The organism is Streptomyces sp. SolWspMP-5a-2 (assembly GCF_900091845.1).
GTDB classification, from domain to species: Bacteria; Actinomycetota; Actinomycetes; order Streptomycetales; family Streptomycetaceae; genus Streptomyces; species Streptomyces doudnae.
In genome coordinates this window covers 1-4,336 of sequence record NZ_FMCI01000009.1, presented here as the reverse complement: position 1 = coordinate 4,336, position 4,336 = coordinate 1, and the positions used below count along the sequence as shown (strand labels likewise).

Annotated in this window: 2 protein-coding genes and 1 pseudogene; all 3 read left to right on the top strand. The window is 66.2% G+C overall.

Translation table 11 applies throughout. From position 1 onward, the window contains the following. Nucleotides 1–1,280 (top strand): AlbA family DNA-binding domain-containing protein (locus tag GA0115242_RS00605; RefSeq protein WP_237548525.1); only part of this gene is annotated, 1,280 nt, incomplete at its 5' end. A gap of 410 nt (nucleotides 1,281–1,690) precedes the next feature. Beyond that, nucleotides 1,691–3,097 (top strand): AbiJ-related protein, encoded by a 1,407-nt coding sequence (locus GA0115242_RS00600; RefSeq protein ID WP_093823328.1) that lies wholly within the window; start codon nucleotides 1,691–1,693, stop codon nucleotides 3,095–3,097. A 627-nt stretch (nucleotides 3,098–3,724) separates the two neighbouring features. Further along, a pseudogene (locus GA0115242_RS00595) lies at nucleotides 3,725–4,319 on the top strand (IS5 family transposase); the annotation flags it as partial. Nucleotides 4,320–4,336 lie beyond the last annotated feature (17 nt).

Genomic DNA, 4,336 nt, shown 5'->3' with positions numbered 1-4,336 from the left:
AAGCTTGCGCTATGCCTTTCACGCCACTTCACCGCATACTCGGGCTCGCGCCTGGGCCACTGACCGGTGACATCCTGGACGCCGCCGTAACAGCTGGCGTGACGGAACACAGCGACTTGGACTGGAAGTCCGAGCTGCCGCCCGCCAAAGGTCTGCCGCAGACAGACTTCCCGAAGGATGTCGCGGCCATGGCGAACAGCGGCGGCGGTGTGATCGTTTACGGCGTACAAGAGACGCAGAAGGCGGCGACTAGCCGCGTCGATGTCGGCGAGTTCGATGAGGGCCACGAGCGGGCACTGCGAAGCGCCGCGATCACTGCGATCTCTCCGCCAGTGTTCGGGCTCGGTGTGCACCGTGTGGGCGAGGCAGGGAACAGGGCCGTGGTGGTGGAGATCCCGGCTAGCGTCGACGGTCCGCACCTGATCTATCGGCACGACTATTTTGGCGCTCCCGTCCGCAACGACGCCGACACGGTATGGATGAAGGAACGCCAGATTGAGGCCATGTACCGCGCTCGCTTCGACGAGCGCCGCCACGCGACCGAGGCCCTGGATTCGCTGTTCACCGAAGCCGCCGCCGGGCGCGACAGCCGCAAGCGGGCGTGGCTGATCGCGGTTGCCCACCCGCGGCTCCCTCTCGTTCGCGAGAGGCTGACGCGCGACCAGGCGCAGAAGGTGATGTCCAAGGCAGAGACCCTTGCCTTGATGTACGCGGGGCGGGGTGGTGTTCACCCCCTGGAGAGCGTGGACCGGCTCAACCCTCGCCCTGGCCTGCGCCGGTGGGTCCTGGTGAACACGGCAGCGGCCGCCTACTCCTTGTGGAAGGAGGCGTGGGCCACCATCCACCACGACGGATCGGTCACCCTGGCGGCCGCTGTGGGCGGACACCGGCGTGCTGCTTCAGGCGCTGAGGGCGGGGAGTTCTTCGAGGGCCGCCACGTCGAGTCCTCTGCCATCGAGTGCTCGATCGCGGACATGATGGCGTTGGTCCGAGCGACTGCGGACCTGACCGGTGCCGGCGAGTACGACGTGCGTGTCGGAGTCGAGTGGGCTGGCGAAGGACCGCTGACAATTCTGACCCGGGACACCATGGGCTTCGTTTACGACGAGGTGTCGACCCCTCTGCATCGGTATACGCCTGTCGAGACGACTGTGAATGCAGTTGCCTCTGACCCGGACTTTTTCTGGCAGGTGCACGACCTGGCGCAGGACTGCGTGAACCAGGGCGGTGTGTCGAACGTTCTGATGATCCGCCCTCCAGAGCGTGACGGGTCGGCGTAGCTGAGCTGCTCCCTGCGGGCCTGCTGTTACCGATTCGTTCGTCCCAGAAGCCGGTGCGAGCGATGGCGTCGGCGGTGACAGGTGGGTGCGGTCGACAAGGAGAGGGTGGGGACGGGACCCGCGGTCTCCTTCTTGCGGGAGCTGGTTCGTGGCTACAGTCCAGGCCATGGCTTTTCCCGAGGCACTCGCAGCGCGCGCACTTGCCCAGGCCGCGGTGAAGCTGGCGCAGAGAAAGACCGCCTGCCCCGGGCCGCTGCCGGGGCAGGTCCTGGCGCCCCGCATCTGAGGCGCCCATCGCGCCATGACCAGCACCGCTCGGCCTTCCGCCCAGCACTGCGAGCCTGACTCGACAGCCGTCCTGGACGCTGCAAACTGCTGACTGCCCGGCGGAGTTCTGGGATCATCGGCTGATGGTCAGCAGCAGGTACCGCTCGGGACTTCGGCAGCAGTTGGACGCTGTCGTCTCGCGCCACCTCAGCGGGAACACGCACGCCACCCTCAACGCAGGCTTCGCGGAGCTGGCCATGCCGGAGATCCCCAAGGAGGAGGGATCGCTGCGTGAACGAATCGAACGCAGCTACGCCCAGGTCTCCGACAACGACCTCACCCTCGTCGCGCAACGCATCCTGGCTCGGGGGAGCCTCACCGCTGCGACTCGCAACGGGATACAAGATCTACTTTGGGCGGAGTCGTCACCCCCGGCGATACCCAAGAGGGTCCGACGCGAACTGGCCCGAGCCCTGGACCTGGCGGACATGGCACGCCACGAAGCCCGATTCATGACGATGCTGGAGCGCTTCTGGGTACTCGACCGCGAAGAATCCCTCGCCGACCTGCTACTTCCCAGCACCAACCGCCCGCCTGGGCTGAGACAGCACATCCAGCAACACGTCTTCCGCAACCCGGAGGACTGGTCGACCGAGGTCCTCTTCGAACACCTCGGGGCGTTCGAGGCCGGCGACGCGAGATTCGCCCGCTTCCTCGCATCGGCCGTCTCCGCCGACGTGCTCCTCGACGAGCCCGCCCAACGTCACCTCGTGGCACAGATCAACGAGCAGATCCGCAGCGCGGGAATCGAGCTCCGTGAGACCGGGGCAGACGGCGGCTACCCGCGCTTCACCCTGGTCTCCACCCGGCTCGCCGACAACCGACGGCCGAAGAACGTCATCTTCGCCTCGCTCACCAAGCCGGACATCCGATTCCTCTCTGCAGTGGACAACGACATCGAAATCGTCGGTGACCCCGGCAGCGTCCTTGTCTACGACCGCGAGATCACAGGCGACGGCATCCGCTGGCGAGACCTCCAAACCTGGTGGCAGGACACCCAAAAGATCGCAGACGAGGCCGAAGCCAAGAAGACCCTCTACCACCGGCTCCGCCGCAGCCTGCCCGGCAACTCACCCGGGCAGCGCAACGTCTTCGAGCTCTACCACCACATCCTCGGCTCTGCCGTCTATGACCTCCCCGCGCTCCTGCCCGAGGTGTGGCTCCACTGGGACCACAAAACAGTCCGTGAGCGTGGCCCTGAAGCGCTGCTGCGCTCCCGCATGGACTTCCTGCTCCTACTGCCCCACGGCCAGCGCGTCGTTCTTGAGGTCGACGGGTCCCAGCACTACACCCGCGACGACGGTCAGGTACCCGACAGCTATAAGTACGCGGAGCTGGTGGCTGGGGACCGCGAACTCAAGCTCAGAGGTTACGAGGTCTTCCGGTTCGGCCACGACGAGCTCAGGGACGCGGAACGTGCCAGGCTCCTGCTCCAAGAGTTCCTGCCAGCCCTCTTCCAACGTTTCGAAGTGAACGGCCGCACCAGCTGACACAGGAGGCCGGAGGACGGGCCGGATGAATACGGGTACCTATCCGGCTCCAGCCGTGAAGTCTGAACTCGCACGACCACCGCCGAAGACAGGGAAGTGGCGTCCCGGTTCGGCGTACTCCGGCTCCGGGATTTCGGGAACCCGCGCGCTTCGCGCAGTCCGGCCCGGAAGCACCCGGTGCGTAGGTCAGGGACGAAGGCTTCCCGTACGACACGGCGGAAGCGCCGGCGCTGGGCGGGGGTGAGGTGCTGGAGGTCGGCGGTGAAGCGGGGGAGGGTCTCGAAGGTCGACACGGTGGGTTCCTCCGGGCAGCACGACGAAGCCCCCGACGGATGCCGGGGGCTGTTGTAGGCGGTGCTTCCTTGGTGGTGCTCGTCTCCTGGCGCGTGGTGATGCTCAGTGCCGCTGATTGGTGGCGTCCGGGTCGTGGTGTGCGTGCTGCCGGAGAGCGATGACATTCGCGTCCGGCCCGACGCCGCTTCCCGCCCGGCGGGCCCCGGTGAAGAAGTTCGGCCGCTTCTCCCGCCTGGCGGGACGTGGTACTGATCGGCCTTTTCTTGTAGGTCAGAGCCGTGTGGCGTGGTCTAAGACCGTGTCCTACATGGCCAGTTGGTGGTTGTGCTGGGCATGGGGAGTGGACGGTGGGGATGGATCGTTCCGGTCGGCTTGTGGGAGATCGCGAAGCCGTTACTGCCGCCAGCGCGCGTTCGTCCGCAGGGCGGCGGGGTGGCGAACATCGATGACGAGGCGGTCTTCGCAGCGATCATCTACGTTCTGGTCAGCGGCTGCGCATGGCGGGCGCTGCCACCGTGCTTCGGAGCGTCGAAGTCGACCGTGCACCGCCGCTTCGCCATCTGGTCGGAGTCTGGGGCCGACTGCACCAGAGAGTTCTCCAACTCCTGGATGAACAGGACCTGATCGACCTGTCCCGTCCAGTCCTCGACTCGGCTCATGTCCGCGCCAAAAAGGGGGCGAACACACAGGTCCGAGCCCCGTGGACCGAGGTAAGCCCGGTTCCAAGATGCACGTCCTGTCGGACGCGAACGGACTGCCCCTACGCGTCGGGCTCTCCGCGGCCAACACCCACGACAGCCAGGCCCTGAAGCCGATGCTGTCCCATTTCCACATGGGACACGAATCCCACGCGACCGATTCCAAGCCTCAACGCCTGCACGCCGACAAGGCGTACGACGTGCCTCACCTGCGCCGATGGTTATGGGGTAACAACGGCTAACACAA